This window comes from Collinsella tanakaei, from assembly GCF_021531055.1.
GTDB lineage: Bacteria > Actinomycetota > Coriobacteriia > Coriobacteriales > Coriobacteriaceae > Collinsella > Collinsella tanakaei_B.
Map to the genome: position 1 here is coordinate 281,585 of NZ_JADYTL010000002.1, position 16,009 is coordinate 297,593.

At 60.3% G+C, this 16,009-nt stretch carries 14 protein-coding genes; 7 read left to right on the forward strand and 7 right to left on the reverse strand.

Going from position 1 to position 16,009, the window contains the following annotated elements; genetic code table 11:
* Positions 1–318: 318 nt before the first annotated feature.
* Together I6E04_RS03435 and I6E04_RS03440 are read right to left on the reverse strand one after the other, a co-directional pair.
* On the reverse strand, positions 319–1,005 hold the full coding sequence (locus tag I6E04_RS03435; RefSeq protein WP_235421771.1) for a helix-turn-helix transcriptional regulator: 687 nt from the start codon (positions 1,003–1,005) through the stop codon (positions 319–321).
* Complete coding sequence (locus I6E04_RS03440; protein ID WP_235421772.1) at positions 986–1,654, reverse strand: DUF3990 domain-containing protein; 669 nt, start codon at positions 1,652–1,654, stop codon at positions 986–988. Before I6E04_RS03440 ends, I6E04_RS03435 begins: the two co-directional genes overlap by 20 nt.
* A 179-nt stretch (positions 1,655–1,833) precedes the next feature.
* Between I6E04_RS03440 and I6E04_RS03445 the strand changes: the two genes are divergently transcribed.
* The 5 genes from I6E04_RS03445 (at position 1,834) to I6E04_RS03465 (ending at position 7,396) form a co-directional block, all read left to right on the forward strand.
* The gene (locus I6E04_RS03445; RefSeq protein WP_235421773.1) at positions 1,834–2,232 is read left to right on the forward strand and encodes a DUF3592 domain-containing protein; all 399 of its coding nucleotides are present in this window, start codon (positions 1,834–1,836) and stop codon (positions 2,230–2,232) included.
* Between the two features lie 168 nt (positions 2,233–2,400).
* Positions 2,401–3,360, forward strand: coding sequence for a hypothetical protein (locus tag I6E04_RS03450; protein ID WP_235421774.1), 960 nt, complete (start codon positions 2,401–2,403; stop codon positions 3,358–3,360).
* Between the two features lie 393 nt (positions 3,361–3,753).
* Entirely contained in the window at positions 3,754–4,644 is an 891-nt protein-coding gene (locus tag I6E04_RS03455; RefSeq protein ID WP_235421775.1) for a DUF4230 domain-containing protein, read from the forward strand.
* Entirely contained in the window at positions 4,634–5,239 is a 606-nt protein-coding gene (locus tag I6E04_RS03460) for a DUF4230 domain-containing protein (protein ID WP_235421776.1), read from the forward strand. The genes I6E04_RS03455 and I6E04_RS03460 overlap by 11 nt, the downstream gene beginning before the upstream one ends.
* Positions 5,240–5,290: 51 nt before the next feature.
* Positions 5,291–7,396, forward strand: coding sequence for a DUF262 domain-containing protein (locus I6E04_RS03465; RefSeq protein ID WP_235421777.1), 2,106 nt, complete (start codon positions 5,291–5,293; stop codon positions 7,394–7,396).
* Between the two features lie 429 nt (positions 7,397–7,825).
* On the opposite strand, the gene I6E04_RS03470 is transcribed toward I6E04_RS03465, so the two are convergent.
* Both I6E04_RS03470 and I6E04_RS03475 read right to left on the reverse strand, forming a co-directional pair.
* Positions 7,826–9,370: an ATP-binding protein gene (locus I6E04_RS03470; RefSeq protein ID WP_235421778.1), complete on the reverse strand. Its 1,545-nt coding sequence runs from the start codon at positions 9,368–9,370 to the stop codon at positions 7,826–7,828.
* A gap of 388 nt (positions 9,371–9,758) precedes the next feature.
* Positions 9,759–11,192 (reverse strand): alanine/glycine:cation symporter family protein, encoded by a 1,434-nt coding sequence (locus tag I6E04_RS03475; protein WP_235421779.1) that lies wholly within the window; start codon positions 11,190–11,192, stop codon positions 9,759–9,761.
* Positions 11,193–11,534: 342 nt separating this feature from the next.
* Between I6E04_RS03475 and I6E04_RS03480 the strand changes: the two genes are divergently transcribed.
* Together I6E04_RS03480 and I6E04_RS03485 are read left to right on the forward strand one after the other, a co-directional pair.
* Positions 11,535–12,335 (forward strand): SDR family NAD(P)-dependent oxidoreductase, encoded by an 801-nt coding sequence (locus tag I6E04_RS03480; protein WP_235421780.1) that lies wholly within the window; start codon positions 11,535–11,537, stop codon positions 12,333–12,335.
* Positions 12,336–12,376: 41 nt separating this feature from the next.
* The gene (locus tag I6E04_RS03485; RefSeq protein WP_235421781.1) at positions 12,377–12,829 is read left to right on the forward strand and encodes a MarR family winged helix-turn-helix transcriptional regulator; all 453 of its coding nucleotides are present in this window, start codon (positions 12,377–12,379) and stop codon (positions 12,827–12,829) included.
* 368 nt (positions 12,830–13,197) lie between these two features.
* Here the strand turns inward: I6E04_RS03485 and I6E04_RS03490 are convergent, their stop codons facing one another.
* The 3 genes from I6E04_RS03490 to I6E04_RS03500 all read right to left on the reverse strand — a co-directional run bounded on the left by I6E04_RS03490 (position 13,198) and on the right by I6E04_RS03500 (position 15,921).
* On the reverse strand, positions 13,198–13,560 hold the full coding sequence (locus I6E04_RS03490; protein WP_235421782.1) for a YccF domain-containing protein: 363 nt from the start codon (positions 13,558–13,560) through the stop codon (positions 13,198–13,200).
* Between the two features lie 234 nt (positions 13,561–13,794).
* The gene (locus I6E04_RS03495) at positions 13,795–14,547 is read right to left on the reverse strand and encodes a vWA domain-containing protein (RefSeq protein ID WP_235421783.1); all 753 of its coding nucleotides are present in this window, start codon (positions 14,545–14,547) and stop codon (positions 13,795–13,797) included.
* A gap of 282 nt (positions 14,548–14,829) precedes the next feature.
* Positions 14,830–15,921, reverse strand: a complete 1,092-nt coding sequence (locus I6E04_RS03500) for a macro domain-containing protein (RefSeq protein ID WP_235421784.1) — start codon at positions 15,919–15,921, stop codon at positions 14,830–14,832.
* Positions 15,922–16,009 lie beyond the last annotated feature (88 nt).

Below are 16,009 nucleotides of genomic sequence, written 5' to 3' on the forward strand. Positions count from 1 at the left end.
ACGACGGCCACACGGCGCGAGGTGCAAAAGGGTAAAACCAGCGTAGCGTGCGAAAACCACGGAACGTGTAAGGGGCGGGTAAGTACTGAGGCAGCTGCGCGACAAGCGGCACTGCGGCGTTCTCCCGGCAGTCTTCAGAAAAACGCCCCACAGGGCTCGGCAAACGAGCACCTGCGGGGCATTGGATGCCATGGCGTGCCCGCCCTTTAGGACGGACACGATCGAACGCGCGATGGGTGCGCGGCAGGGCGCGTTATGCTCAACGAGCGGGTGAACATCGACAGGCTCCAAGCGGCCGCATCGCAAGCGCTCTTACGCCTATGCGACGGCAACGACCGGCTCGAGCAGATCCTCCACGCGGCAGCGCAGCACGCGCGCGAGGCGCTCCATCGACGCCGCCTGGGCACGATTGATGTCCTTGTTACGCTGCTCGTACATCTGGATCGACCTTAGCGACACGCTGGAGAGCTCCGCCAGCTCGCGCTGCGTATAGCCACACGCACAGCGAAGCCGCGCGAGGTTCGTCGGGACCCGGCGATCGGCCATGCGCTCGGCGAACAGCCGCGCCATGCGCTCCTCGGACGCCTCGTGCCACGGATGGTACAGCCCGACCAGCACGTCGAACGGCAACACGTCGAACAATTGCGTGAATGTCAACGCAAACCGCCACTGGATATAGGCGGCGACCCACCCTGCCCAGTACTCAGGCGTCCGACCCGTACGCACCGCAGGTTCGGGTGCGGCACGCCCGTCATCATATCCGAGCTCGAGGCTCATATCCCAAAACAACTCGATACCTGAGCGCCCAGATACCACCCACGGCGCGCCCGTCTCAAATTGGCGCGCAAGGGAGCTGGCGGCGAACAGCGCGGCAACCTCGCGTCCCTCGGCGCCGTAATCGTTGATCGCGTACTCGAAGAAGCATCCCAGGCATGCCATGGCATCCTCGAGGTAGAGCACGTCATAAGCACGGACGGGCGCGTGCTCAGAAGAGCCGCGGGTCATGAGCGTCCACCTCCCCGAGCAAGAGGTCGCGAACATATATGCCATCACGGTCGAACAGTGCCGTAAGGGCCTGATACCGTCGCCGCGCCTGCATGTCGCGCGAGGCGCGACGCGGGCCGTACACCTCGTAGGGTGCCACTTCGAACCCCGCGAATCGAATTCGATCGAATGCCTTAGCGCTCACGAGCACAACCTGTTCCCCAAGATTCCCCAAGCGCAGAGCTTCGGAAAGCTGCCCAACCGAAATCGTGTTGTTGAGAAATGCCCGAGCGAACGCGAAATACGAATCGTCCGCGCTGTAACCGCGAATCACATCGAACCCCGACGTGTCGAGCAAAAAGATCTCGAGTAGACAGCCTCGGGCCTCGCGGGCAATCGCGTTGGAAAGATCGACACGCCGGTTGACCAACAGCAACGCGAGCCACGCGAGAACCGAGACACCCGGGGAAGACAGATCGAGCACAGACAAGGCATCCAGCGAGAAGTCATACCGATTCGCAAAACCGTCCGCATCGCTGGGACAGGCCCATTCCTTAGCAAGATCCACATCTTCGGTGCAGTAAAACCCCGGCCCGTAGTCGTTGAACGGGCGACACAGCTCAAGGCGAGGAGTTCGTACGATATGAGGCGATCCGTGCCACAACAGCATACGCACCTCCTAGAACTTAGAGTATCACTATAGTGATAGTATCACAGAGTTCGATGCGGCGGGCGGTCATTTTACCGACAGCCCAACGACGGCGGATTGCATCGGGCAACACATGAATGGCGGGCTGCTTGCATGCGCTACAATGCCGGCATCGAACGAAACGTCTTGAGGAGCGCACCATGAGCGACGGGGCCATGATTCTATTGATCTTCGGGCTGATCGCGCTGCTCGGAGGCGGCACGACCGCCATCGTGCTGCTGGTTTCCAAGCGCGTCCGCGCGCACAAGGAGCGCACCTATACCGGCCAGACGGTGGGAACCATCGTCCGCGTGCGTCCCGGGAGCGTGGACCGCCCGACCACCGTGTACGTGCGCTACGAGGTCGACGGCGCGACGTACGAGCATCACGAGACCGTCAAGCTGACCAGCGAGGCGATCAAGCTCGGCCCCATCCCCATCGGTCAGCGCAAGCACGGCAAGATCCCCTCGCGCGTGGGCTGCACCGTACCCGTGGCGTATCTGCCCGAGGATCCGTCGAAGGCGATCTTGGTGGGGAACAGCGGGTTGATGAATGTGTAGGGTGAGCGTGCAAGCGGGCGCCTGCTGCAGCTTTGGCTGACATATCGGTCAGCTGCCCTGCCGCGTCCTGCAGGACGGATGACGGCGGGAGCGCCCCTTACGCCCCACCCCCGCCGCCTGCGCGATAATGGGATTCCGGACACGCTGCGAGCGACAGGGAGGCGGCCTATGCTGTACACGCCCGCAACCAAGCGCGCGCTGCGCTATTGCCTGGCTTGCCACGAGGGACAGCTCGACAAGACGGGCCTACCCTACGCCTTGCACCCCATCCATCTGGCGGAGCAGATGTACCGCGAGGACGAAACGTGCGCCGCGCTGCTGCACGACGTCATGGAGGACTGCGGCAAAACGCCCGACGACCTGCAGGACATCGGGATGAGCGAGCGCGTCGTGGAGGCGCTGACCCTACTCACGCACGACCCGGCACTCCCCTACCTGGACTACGTGCGGCGCCTGCGGGACAACCCCGTGGCGCGCGCCGTGAAGATCGCCGATTTGCGGCACAACTCCCAGCTTGCGCGCCTAGACGAAGTGCGCCCGCGCGACGTGGAGCGGCTGCGCAAGTACATGGAAGCGCGCGTGGTTCTTGGCGATATGGCTTACGAGCTCGTAACGCCGGCGGGATCCGTACGGGTGCTGGTGAACGGCAAGCCGTATCCGTTCGTTCTGGTTGACGAGACGTGCGAGGAGTTCACGTGTTGCCCTTCGTATGGCAAGGATTCTGGCACGGACGGCGTGCGCGTCGTCGGCGCGCCAGACGGAGCGTATCGAATGGAGATCGAGACGCTGCCGCTTGCCGTGGACGACGTCATCGAGGTCGCGCATGAATTCGGCACGGATATCGTCGACTACGGAAGTGACGAGTGGGTGGACTACGCGGTTTATGCGACGTGCGGGCATGTCATCGGCGTGGGATGCTATGTGGACGAGAAGGGCGGCGATCGGGCTCCGGGAAGCCGTTCCTTTGCCGAGGATGGCCGCGAGCGGTACGTCATCGCGCGCGACCCGGTGTCCCATCGGTTTTGCGAGCGCGAGCACGTCATTCCCATCAGGGTGGCGTGGAGGCGAGGTACGGACGCCGTGGCGGTGGAGGTCGTCGGATGGGCTGCTGGCTGGGGTGGGTGGTAGCGGACAACGAATCCTCATCCAGAGCCGTATCTCATAGCGCTATCCGTGATCGCTGCGAGACTCGCTTTGAATCTGGGGGCGCTCGTAAGCCGTCGAGCGATTTGTCCGACACCTCAATTATTGTTCCGTCTGCGCTCATAAGGTCCTCCTGCATATCCGGGTAGATGCAGCCCATGGATACAGGGCGCCTGCTCGTGTGGACACTGTTTTGAGAACTCGGCAAACACGACACCCCTTATTGTGAAGTGGAGTGAGCGTCGCACGCCTTAAATACAACCAAAGCCGCTCCCGGCTACCCTTCAGCTGATCCGCCACTGCTTGCGGAGCAAACCAGAAGGCCTTTACTTTACAATCGTAAGAGCGCTAAAGCCTTTGAATACCCTGAGGAATGATATGAAACTCGAACGAGATCTCTCTCACGACCTGCCCGAAATAGAAACAACAGGCGCCTCGACCATGCAGCAGCATGACGAGTCGCTTTCGCACGGTGAAATCAGGTCCGGCAAGCTTGCCTCTGATGTCGATGAATCGGAAATCAAACGTCTAAACGCAAAGCGCGAGGCCCTTGAAGCCGAATTCAAGCTCGAACAACAAAAGTTGGAAAGCATTAAAAGGCAGAATAAAATACAGAGGCGCAACGAGCGTAGGGATTTTCTTGCAGCAAACCTCACTCCAAAGCGAGCAATCACGATACTTGGTGCAATCGTCGTCGTTGTTCTCGTTGGCGCGTTCGCCGTATCCCAACTTTTCAAAGAAGAAACGAAACCCGTGACGATCACCTCATCACAGCTCGAGGAGATTGTCACGATCAGCAAGCTCTCGACCGCGGAATACGTCTACAACGGCATAGCTGAAGTAAAGAACGAAGACGGAGAGGTCACCCAACGAATCTACTACGGTTCGACGGTTCGAGCCGGCGTCGATATGAGCAAGATCAAGTTCGATATCGACGATGAGGCAAAGCTCGTCTACCCCATCCTCCCGGAAATCACGCTCGACGATCCGAGCGTGGACGAATCGTCCTTTGAATACATGCCCACGAATCCCGATATGAAACTCAATGACATCATCTCGGTGTGCAAGAAGGACGCACGCACGGAAATCGAGAAGAAGGGACAGATTTACGATACCGCCGAAGAGGGGCTGCGCACGGCTGTAGAAGCGCTCACGTTACCTGTACTCGAAAACGCGGACTACCGCATTTCTTGGGATGAGCCTCCGGCAGACAACGATCGGCAACCCGACAAAGCAGATGGTCAAGAGGTGACTACCAATGAGCAGTAAACACTTGCGCAAAAACCTCGTTCTCGTGTTCAGCGCGATTCTGGTTGCTGCAACCCTCCTCTGCGGCTGCCAAAACACAGAGGAACCCGAGGCCGAGAATCCCGATCTGTCCTCGAACGCCGGATATATATGCGATCTTGCCACGCTCGAGGTCTACTATCACAACGTTGCTCGGTACAATCAGGAAAGCGATTTTCCGCTCAAACTTGGCAACATCGGTTATAAGCGCATGTGGTTTGAATACAGTGGTATCGTCGAAATTGGTGTCACCGCTAGCAAAGTCACCATTTCTGAACCCGATGAGAACGGCGTCGTAACGATATATGTTCCTCAGGCAGAAATCCTAAATGTCAACTTGGACGAGAACTCAATCACCGATCCCGTCGTAGAAACCGGATGGTTCACGACCTTATCCACCGAAGAGAAAACCGAAGCTTTGAGTAATGCCCAAACCGGCATGGAAGAGGAAGCGGACAAAGACGATACGTTGAAATATCAGGCGCGCAAGCGGGCGAAGGATCTTCTGGAGTCCTATGTGCAGAACACGGGAGACCTTATCGGCAAGCGGTATACGGTTGAGTGGATAGAAGGATAGCATCCATAGTCAACTAACCTCTCTCCTCTCCACCATGAAAGGGTAAGTCGTATGAAGGCGGTTGAAGCTCAGTTTCTCTCATTGCTTGGGTCAGATCTGACGCAATTCGTTATTCCGGTATACCAGCGCGTCTATTCCTGGGACGAACGTGAGTGCCAAGACCTTTGGAATGACGTCATGCGTTCCGGAAAAAACGGCAAGCAGCACTTCATTGGCTCGTTCTTATACACGCCGCAGAGTGCCGCAACCGCAACGTCCCTGAAAAAGAAATTGCTCATCGATGGCCAGCAGCGCATGACTACGTTGTCCCTCCTTCTCGCCGCATTCTTCGAGTGGCTAGAAGAGGACGTCACTCGAGGCGGTTTTCTCGAAGACATCAAGGTAACCGCCCTGCGCAAACGTTATCTCTACAACGAGGACGACTACATCGGCGATTCGCGCTATCGCCTCGTTCTCTCTCAGGATGACCGTCCAACGCTTTTCGCCATCGTGGGAAAGACTCCCCTTCCTGACAATCCGTCCCAGCGTATCGTATCCAGCTACGAATTCTTCAGGCGCAAAATCCAAGCCAAGCACTTCGATGCCAAATCGCTTTGGAGCGGCGTAAAAAACCTTCTTATCATCGACACCGAATTGAGCGCAGAAACGGATAATGCACAGCTCATCTTTGAGTCGATGAACTCTAAAGGAAAGCCTCTCACTCCAATCGACCTCATCCGAAATTACATTCTCATGCGGCTCGATATGAACACCCAAACCACCCTTTACGAAAGCTACTGGCGTCCCATAGAGCTCATGTTTGGCCAGCAGCGGGAAGATGAGTTCAATGCGTTTATCTGGTACTGGCTTTGGCTCAAGATTCCCAAGAGAGCACCCAAGGAAAACGAGGCATATCAGGAGTTCAAGGGATACTGCGAGGATAACAAACTCGAAGATGACCCCAAAGCGCTCCTCGAAGAGTTGCGCCAGTATGCAACGCGCTATGTTCGCATGTTCATGGATAAGGAGTCGGATTCCGATCTTGCGCCAGTCTTTAGACGAATCGCGAGCTTGTGGGTCAAGCCCGTGCGGCCGCTCATGCTCTCGCTCTACGCGCTTTATGAATCTAATCGCCTGAGCAAGTCAGATTTCATTGAACTGTGTACATATCTTGAGTCGTTCCTCTTCAGACGTGCCGTGATTGGTCGTTTTACTACCGGCCTGAACAACTTCTTCGCGGGAATGTATCAAGACCTCGAAAAGGCGGAGAATCCCAAAGAATATGTTCTCGCCATGCTCCTTTCTCATACCGAAAACATGACGGCGTACTTCCCCACCGACGAAGTGTTTGCCGAAAGCCTCAAAACACGTGACCTGTATCATCGATTCTCGAAGGGACGGTACTGCCTCGAGCGCTATGAGTCGTTCTTTAATCCAAAAGAGCCCGTCCCGAGCAATTTGCAGATTGAACACGTTATGCCGCAAAACATCGAGACCTCTGCAGCTTGGCAGATAATGATCGGTAACGATTGGGCAGAAACTCACGAGGAGCTATGCAATACACTTGGCAATCTCACGCTCACCGGATATAACCAGGAATACTCAAACCGCCCCTTCGAAGAAAAGCTCAATCTTCCCAACGAAGGATTCAAATCGAGCAGCCTTCATTTGAATAAGTTCGTCGCGCAGCAAACAACCTGGAATAGGGAGACAATCGAGAAGCGAGGTGAGCTGCTCGCCAAAGAAGCCCTGCACATTTGGCCATATCCCGAGCTCGACGAATCAATCGTTGATCTCCATCGCCCCAAGAGTAAGCAGGAAAAGGGATCAAACTGGACACTCGAAGATGATCATCCGCTCCTCGCGAAAGGTGGCATTTGCGCCGGTTTCTTTGAGGAGCTTGTAGACGCAATAAGCAATGAATTCCCGGACTGGGAGATGTACGTCACAAAATACTATGTTGGATTCAAAGATAGGAAAAAGCTTCACCTATGTGTCAAGGGGCATTCGACCAAGGGAGGCTGGCTCGCGCTCGGGTTATCGCGACAAGCAGATGAATACCTAGATCCTCATGCACTTTGCCAAGACAAATCGATTGGCCCCAATATGCCTACGCGTGTCGACCTCGTGGATGATGGGCAGATTCCAGCGCTGGTGGAGCTGCTGAAACAAGAATAGGGATCAGGCGGGCAGCACGCGTTCATCCCCGGCACCGCAACCCTCACCGAGGGGCGTAACGGCTTATTCGATGCGAGCATCCCTGCCTCCTCCACGTCCATTACGTCGGCTAGCGGCTTGATGTCACGGTCGTAGTTGAACGTCTTGATCTCGAAGCCGTAAGCGACCGACCCCGTCTTGTAGCCGACTTTGCGCGTGTAGCCATCGAGGCCCGTGACCCATACAGGGCAAACGCCAGCCTCGTCTCATCATATGTCCAGCTGGCACGACCCGCCATGGCGCCCATCTCCTCGGCTCAAAGCGGCGCGATTGTTGCGCCGCTATCTCATTGCTCCCAGGATAGCGCATGGGGCTAATCCATTCCGAAATACGATGAGGCGAATCGGGGTACGAGGCGATCTGAACTACCAATTCCCGTCCAAAACCGCCCTACTCCTCATCGAGCGCTGCCATCGCATCCCTAACGGTGCGGTAGGGCCCGAACAGATTCTCACCCGTCGCGACATCGTCCATCGCGGCAAGCGTCTCGGAGCTGAACCCATGAGGACTCGAAGGCCCAACCGGACGATCATGCTCCCCGTCATCCACCAGCAGCACGTCATCCCGTTCCGCTGCCAGCTCGCGCAACGCGTCCGTAAACCCACTCACGCTGAAGAGCGCAAAAACGTCTTGCCTCTCGCCTTTCTTCCATGGCACGCGTGCCACCTTGTCTTCAAGATCACGCAGCACGTTGATACCAACCGGATCCTTCCAGAACTTGCACTCACCCCACACGGCACGTCCCTCGCCCACACTGAGGCCCGCAACGTCGATCTCGGTATCACCCGACCACCAACGCCCGATGCGCTCCGGAATAAAACCCAGCATGCCCGAGTCGGCCATATCCCATAACCGGTCTCGACAGACGTCCTCGTATACAAATGCTACGTGACCGTCGACAAAATGCTCACGGATACGCTTTTCGACCGCAGCCGTACGACCCGTCTCCAGATAGCTCAGATTGGGCAGCAGGAACCTGAACCAAAACTGGAGGAAGTTGTCCTTTATGAAATAGAGGCTCTTCTTGCTCTTATCGGGGTCGCTCTCCGTAACCGGCACCTGACGCTCCAGGACATCCAACTCGATGAGCGTCTTGAGATACTTATTCAGGCTCGTCTGCTTCATGCCGAACGCACGCGATATCTCGTTCGGCCGATGCGCGCCGCCCGCAATCGCGCGGATAAGCGCGAAATACGTACCCACGTCGGGTACCTCGCGCTGGAGCAGGAAATTCGGCTCATCGTAGAGAAACCCGTTGCGATCGAGTATGTTCGCGGAAATCGCAGCGAAGATATCGTCCTGGTCTTCGAACAGCTCGATGTACTTGGGAACACCACCGGTCACGGCATAGCGCTCCACCAGCTCGCGCGTCGAACGCCCCGGCAGGAACTCGCGGTAATGCGAAAATGGAATCTGCCCCATCCTGATTTGCGCCGTCCTGCGTCCATACAGGGGGCTTTCCTCAGACAGCACCTGATCTTTCATGAGCGAGATGAGCGACCCGCACAAGACGAGCATGACATTTGCGTCTTTGAGCATCGTGTCCCAGATGCGCTGAAAAACCGAGGGATACGCCGGGTTCGCCTTGCCGAGGTATTGGAATTCGTCGATGACGATCACCGCGCGCTCATGCGTCGAATCGCACGATTGCGCGAGTTCGCGGAAGATGTCCTCCCAGCGCGTGATGCGCGCGGAGCGCAGCAGGTCGCTCTGCAGGAAGTCCGCCGCGACCGCTTGGAAGCTTTCGAGGTTCTGGAGCTCGGGCTCCTCTGTCGCGAGGTAATACAACGCGCGTTTGTCCCGAATGAAACGCGAGATGAGCTCGGTCTTGCCCACCCGACGTCTGCCGTAGACAACAACGAAGGAGGATTCCTCTCGCGCATATTCGCGCTCAAGGGCCTGCAACTCCCGCTCTCGATCAACAAAGGTGCGCACTGCAACCTCCCTTGCGGTAGGCATTTTGCAAAGATTATTCTGTACAGAATTATTCTATTTGGAATAATCTTCAGCTTCAAGTGTCTATCGTCGGAGTATGATGCATCGGGCAGCGAGCGGGGAGGCACTCCCTACGACCAAAGGGGTTGAACGGAACACGTCCCCGATCAACCCAGTGGAACTTTCTACTGACAGCTGGAACTCTGTACTGACACGGAAAACTCCCAGCTGACACAACTCGGCAGAAACACCTCGTTTGTGTCAGCTGGGAGTTTTAACTGTCAATAGTGAGTCTCGGCTGTCAATAGTGAGCCCCGGCTGTCAGCACTGAGCCGAAGCGCCCCGGCAGCCCAAACGGGTTGAAACGAACACGTCCCCAACCAACCCGTTACTTGTCGCGGAACGCCAACATCTCGCTGTAGTCCGTGTCGCGCGGGCGACGACGGTCGGGGTCGCGGAAGAAGTCCGCAGCAAGTCGGCGGATCACGGGCGAGAGGGCGATCAGCGCGATGAGGTTCGGGATCGCCATGAGGCCGTTGAAGCAGTCTGCGAACTCCCACACCACGTCGAGATTCGCCACGCAGCCCGCGAACACCATGGCAACATAGGCGACCTGGTAGAGGCGCACGGCCACGCGACCCGCCTTAGGCACGCGGCGGAACAGGTACTCGACGCACTTTTCGCCGTAGTAGTACCAGGCGATGAGCGTCGCGAACGCGAACAGCATGAGGCCCACCGTCACGATGTACTCGCCGAAGGGAATGCTCTGCCCAAAGGCCTCCGAGCTCATGGCACCCTCGGACATCATGGGGTCGGCGCACCACAGCCCCGAGGTGATGATCACGAGGCCCGTGACCGTGCACATGACGATGCTGTCGAAGAACACCTCGAACGTACCCCACAGGCCCTGACGCGCAGGGTGGTCGGTGTCGGCGGAGGCGTGCGCGATGGGCGCCGAACCCATGCCCGCCTCGTGCGTGAACACGCCGCGCGACATGCCCACGCGGCACGCGTACATGACCGTGGCGCCCAAAAAGCCGCCCGTGGCCGCCGTGCCCGTGAAGGCGTCGCGGAAGATATGGGCGATCGCCGCGGGAATCTCGGCGGCATTGACGACGAGCACCGCCGCGGCGCCGACGAGGTAGAAGATGGCGGCAAACGGCACGAGCTTCTCGGTGATCTGCGCGATGCGGGTGATGCCGCCGATGAGCACCAGGCCCGCGAGCAGCGCCACCACGGCGCCGATGACGGGCAGCGGCACGCCGAAGGTCGCGTTCACGCTGCCGGCGAGCGAGTTGGCCTGCACGCTCGCGCCGATACCGAACGACGCGAGGAAGCCGAAGATGGCGAACAGCACCGCAAGCCAGGTGACGCCCAGGCCGCGCGAGATGTAGTACATGGGACCGCCCACGATTTCGCCCCGCTCGTTACGCGTGCGGTAGGCGACCGACAGCGTGACCTCGCAGAACTTGATGACCATGCCTGCCAGCGCGGAGAGCCACAGCCAAAAGATCGCGCCTGGGCCGCCCGTGGCCACCGCGAGCGCCACGCCCACGATGTTGCCGGTGCCGAGCGTCGCGGCAAGCGCGGTGCACACCGCTTGGAACGGCGAGATGGTGCCCTCCCCTGCCTCAGATGGGTCGGCGCGCTGGAAGAGCGTCTTGGTGGTGTAGCGCATCACCACGTTGAAGCGCGTGAACACGACGCCCTTGGTGATGAAGAGCAAAAACATGCCGGTGCCGAGCATCAGCACGACCATGGGAACGCCCCACAGCACGTTGGTGTTCAATGCAGCGATAGCGGACATGAAGTAATCGAACATACGGTATCCCCCCGACGGTGGCGCACGTCGGCGCCGCTGTTTGGGGGCTTACTTTACACCCCCTGTGTTTCCAACACATGTCGGGAGCAGCTTGGAAATCTGGCTGCAAATGTCCCAAAAGGGGCCAGGGGAAAATTGGGACAGGGCGACCAAAGACGCGGGCCATGTCCCAAAAGGGGCCAGGAGAAAAATGGGACATCCCTCCCCGCGAAGGCGCCCCTCGCGTGCGACCGCGCACCGTCCGTCCCCTCCCCGCGCGCGGTCACCGGCAAGCGCCTCACGCGGTCTCAATTTAGTCATACTATTATGACTATCTATCAGCACACCGAAAGGAGCTCACCTATGGGACGTCTTGCAGGAAAGGTCGCCATCGTCACCGGCTCTACCAGCGGCATCGGCATCGGCATCGCGCGTCTGTTCGTGCGCGAGGGCGCCACGGTCGTGGTCTGCGGCCGTCGCAAGGAGCGCGGCGAGCAGGTCGTGGCCGAGATCACGGCCGACGGCGGCACCGCGAGCTACCACTACCTGGACCTCACGGACCTCGATACCGTCAAGACCCTCATCGACGACACCGCGGAAACCTACGGCCACCTCGACATCCTGGTCAACAACGCCGCCAACGTCGGCTTGGCCGACGGCTCGGTCGAGGAGCTCACCCTCGAGATGTGGGACGCCATCTTCGCGAGCGACCTGCGCGGCACGTTCTACGCCATCAAGTGCGCCCTGCCGCACCTCAAGGCGGCCGGCGGCGGCTCCATCGTCAACATCGGCTCCATGGCGTCGTGCGGCGGCGACCTGGGCGCCACCGCGTACGCGTGCGCCAAGGCCGGCGTCGACATGCTCACCTCGAGCGTGGCCCTGCAGTACGGCAAGGACAACATCCGCTGCAACTGCGTGCGCCCCGGCCTGATCGTCACCCCGCAGAACGAGGACGTCGTGCCCCAGATGCTGCGTGACATCTTCCTGTCGAACATCGAGGTCAACCGCTACGGCAACCCCGAGGACATCGGACACGCCTGCGTGTACCTCGCCTCCGACGAGGCCGAGTTCGTGACCGGCCAGGTCTTCAACGTCGACGGCGGCATGAATTCGCACGCCCCCACCGTCGCCCAGTTCCGCGCCGCGGGCTCCCGCACGTGGTAGTAGCATAGGAACACCCGACCTATCGCGAACCCGGAGAGCCCATGTCCCAACAGCGCGCCGACCACGAACACGACTACGCCCGACTTGCCTACCGGCTGCAGGTCCTCTTTGACGACCTCGTGATATCGGGCTATCGGGACTCGTTTCGCGGCGAGCTGGGGCGCACGCAGGCCGAGTTGCTCGCACGCCTCTGCGAGCACGGACCTGCGTGCGCCCAGGACCTGAGCCGGGCGCTCCACATCCCCAAACAGCACGTCTCACGCATCGTCGACGCCTTTGCGCGCGCCGGGATGGTGAGCATGACGCCTTCGACGACCGACCGTCGCTCCAAGGTCATCGACGTTACCGACGAGGGCCGCTCCCTCATCGACCGCCACGTGCAGGAGAGCGGCGAGCGCTACCTTACCCTCATCGAACGGCTCTCCGACGACGAGCGGACAGAACTCGCCGACGCCATGACCCGCCTGATCCGCCTGTTCGAAAAGCTCAGCTGACGGGCACCGCTGCGCCTCATGCCCAGCGGGACCCTGTCCAAAAGGAGCCAGGAGAAAACTGGGGCATCGCCAACAGGCGGAGCTCCGTGCCGATACGGGACTCCGCGCTGACAGCCGGTGCCCTGTACTGACAGTCGGGACTCCGTACTGACAGGTAGAACTCACTACTGACAGTGAGAACTCACTACTGACAGCCGGAACTCCGTACTGACACAAACGGGGCGTTTTAACCAAGTTCTGTCAGTACGGAGTTTCCGCTGTCAGTACGGAGCCCCAATTGTCAGTACGGAGTCCCCCATGTCAGCACAGAGTCCCAGCTGTCAGTACGGAGCCCGGCAAGCCGCCGAGCACCTATCCGCCCGCAAATCTCACCCGAGCACGGACGCGCCGAACGGCAGCAGCGAGAGTTTCGCCATCTTGAAGCTCTGCAGCCCGAATGGGATCCCGATGATCGTGATGCAGTTCAGCACGCCGGCGATCAGATAGGCGATGCACATCGGGATGCCGGCGAAGATCACCCAGAACACGTTCGCCACAAACGACGGCGCACCGCCACCGTACTCGATCGTCTTGCCGAACGGTGCGAGGGTGAGCGTCGCCATCTTGAAGCACTGCAACCCCAGGGGGATTCCCACGACGGTGATGCAGAAGACGATTCCCAGCAGCAGCCAGCCGATCGCCGTCCAGATGCCGCCGAGCAGAATCCAGATGATGTTGCCGAGAAGGCTCATCGCCCACCCCTCCTTTGCCGCGCGCGGACGGCACCGTCGCCGCCCGCGCGCCTGTGTTCCATACGCCACGATTATCTCAAACGACCCCCGGACGTCGGTGAACGCCTCGTGCAGCGGACCTTGCATTTCCCTTAAGGGAAGCTCGGCGGCACTCGGCAGAACTCGCCCGTGCTCGGCGCGCGCCCGGGCAGGCCCACACCCGTCCACACTCGTCCACGCTCGCCCGCGCTCGAACTACGACCGCCCGCCACGTGTGCGCATGTCCTCGTCCAACCCGAAGCGCCACGCTTCCGACAGCGGCGCCGAGGGCTCCGCCGCACGAGCCAACCCGATCGCCGTCGACATCGCCTGGTAGACGACCCCGGTCCCCTGTTCGTCGGCCAGGTAGTCAGCCGCGTACTCGCGCGCGATGCCCAGCCGCTCGGCCTCCGCCGCCGCATCGATGTTCGCGCCGATGAACAGGAACTCCCAGCCGCGCTCGCGATGCTCCTCGATCATGTGCTTGACGCGCGGGTAGGTGAAGGTTCGGCTCGCGTTTTCCATGCCGTCCGTCGTGATCGCGAACAGCACGCGGTCGGCGCGGTACTCGTCCGGCAGAATGCTCTGCACAAGGTCGACGTGTTTGATGGCGCCGCCCACCGCGTCCAGCAGCGCCGTGCAGCCGTAGCAGCGATATTGCTTACGCGTAAGGCGCGGCACCTTGCGGATGTCCACGCGGTCGTGCAGCACGCGGCTCTTCTCGTTGAACAGGATGGTCGAAACGGTCGCCTCGCCGGGCTCCTCGCGGTTCTCGGCGATCATGGCGTTGAAGCCGCCGACCGTATCGGGCTCCAGCCCGCTCATCGACCCACTCGCGTCCAGGATGAAGACGATCTCGGTTCGGTTGGGGCGCTTTTTGTCGTGGCGATCGCGGCTCTCGTTCTCCTCACCCGAACGCTCGATGCGCTCCGCGCGCGTCTCCCGCTCGTCATGCTCGTGCTTGCTCATGGTTGCCTCCTCGGTGTCGGGGTTTCCTTTTGACACTTTGGAGATTACCGAGCGGACACGCATGGCAGGTAAACCGCCAGGCGACAAATCACGCGCGGGCTACTTCGCGAGCGAATGCCCAGCCCAGAGCCGGCAAGCGGAGCGGAAGGCGCGAGCACGCGCCCCCGACGACGGCACCGGCAAGAACCGAGCCCCTGCCTTGATCCAGGTGGCATCCGAGCCCCTACATCGACACCGACAGCACCAGCGCTCCTACATCGACGCCAACAGCGCGCAAACCCCCTACATCGATCCCAGCAACGGCTGGTCGTAGGCGAACAGTGCCTCGTTGACGCGGAAGATGTCGTAGACGCCGCGGTCGATGAAAAACTCGATGATCACGTCGAACTTGCTGCTGCGCGACAGCGTGAGGCCCGCGCGCGACAGCAGGTCCTGCGTCTGGTCGTAATCGAGCTCGAGTGCGAGTGCGAGCGCCACCGCCGTGGGCTTGGTGGGCCGATAGCCCGCGTTCGCGCGAATCTTGGCGAACAGTTGCCGACTGATGTTGGCGCGCTTGTATACCTGCGCGTCCGTCATGCCGCGCGCATCGATGAGGGCGAGCAGGGTGGTCGAGAACGGCTCGTCCAGATGGTCGAGGAGATCGGCCAGATCGGCGGGTTGCGACTGGGGCTCGGATCCAAACGACATGTACTCGAGTGCAGCCGCGGTATATGGGGACGAGGGCGCGGACATCTGGGCGGACGGAGCAGGAGCCGTCGGGGCCAGCGCCTCGTCTTCGAGCACCCAATCCGGCAGGCTCTCCCGCTCCTCCATACGACGACGGATATGGGGGCTCGCCTCAACATAGGCGTCGTCGATATACTCCTGCAGATCGGCGAACAGGCTGCCGCCGGCGCTGATCACATCGCGGCTGAACACCACGAGCGTCACCCGGACGTCATCATCAACGCGGTCGAGGAAGGCCGCCGTCTCCTCGCGCGCGATGCGCAACGCCTCGGCCTGCGGGTACCCGTAGATACCCGCCGAGATGAGCGGATAGGCGACCGAGCTCGCCCCCAGGCGCTCGACCTCGGCGAAGATGCTTTGGTAGCACGACCTGAGCTGCTGCTCCTCGCCGTGCGCGCCACCGCGCCATACCGGCCCGACCGCGTGCACGACCCACCGGCACGGCAGGTTGAAACCGGGCGTTGCAACCGCGCTTCCCGTGGGACACTGGCCGATCGCGCGGCACGCCGCGTCCATGCGATCGAAGCCCGCCACGGAAAACAGCGCGCCGCACACGCCCCCGCCCGGCGCCAGCTGCTCGTTAGCGGCATTGACCAGCACGTCGGCGCGGACGCGCGCGATATCGTTGCGCTCGATGGAAAACGGCACGGCAGGCTCCCCTCACTCGCTACGCACGATTGTACCCGCGCCCGAGTCCTCGCGATGTCCCCGAAAAGGGCCAGGAGTGTTTTGGGAC